Origin of the sequence: Neisseria sp. 74A18 (genome assembly GCF_001308005.1) — a bacterium.
Taxonomy (GTDB): Bacteria; Pseudomonadota; Gammaproteobacteria; order Burkholderiales; family Neisseriaceae; genus Neisseria; species Neisseria dumasiana.
Window position 1 is genome coordinate 1 of record NZ_LGZA01000079.1, and the last position, 736, is coordinate 736.

The 736-nt window shown below is 50.7% G+C and carries 1 protein-coding gene; it reads right to left on the reverse strand.

Annotated features, from left to right (window positions below; all coding sequences use genetic code 11):
• Window positions 1-610, reverse strand: a 610-nt coding sequence (locus tag AKG43_RS11865) for a type VI secretion system Vgr family protein (RefSeq protein ID WP_156300683.1), incomplete at its 3' end; no start/stop codon positions are given.
• Between the last annotated feature and the right edge of the window lie 126 nt (window positions 611-736).

Below are 736 nucleotides of genomic sequence, written 5' to 3' on the forward strand. Positions count from 1 at the left end.
GAAAATAATGGGCGGCATCGTCACCGAATACCGCCACATCGCCATATTGGGCATTCTGCTCGAAGGCGTACCAAATTCCTTCTTCTTCGCACAGCCGGTTGAGAAAGGCAAAGTCGGATTCCTGATATTGGGTCACATACTCGCGCACACCGTATTCGCGGGAAGTGTTGAAACGGAAATCGACACCGGCAAAACCGTGGTGTTTCAGCAGCGATGAAATAATGTCGGGAACGTTTTGGTTTTGAAACAGCCGTGAAGTGCGGTGATGCTTCAATGCGGCGATGCGGGGTTCCAATACCATGCGGTAACGGGTTTCGTCAGCCGATACCGACAGCTTCTCACAGGAAGTGATGATGCCGCTCCATTCCTTCAACGGCTCCGGAACCAACATTCCTTCAATCAATCCCAACGCATCAGAGCTTACCGGCGTTACCGTAAACTTCGCCGCTTGGTTGATGTAGGACGACAGCGGCAAATCGGCATCAGTGGAAGTGAGTTCGATGTCGAGACGGTAGGCTGTGTTGAGTGCTTCGGTGGCGGTGAAGGAGACGACTGAGAGGGAGGGAGTAAAGCGGGAGAGGGTGAGACGGTAGGATTGGGTTTGGGTCATCGCGGGCGTTCCAAAACTGTATTCAAAGTATCGGGATTGAAGATGTATGTTTTGGAAATATATCAGAATGAATATTTTTGCCCAATATGGGTATGACAAAAGGCCGTCTGAAATTTCAGACGGCCT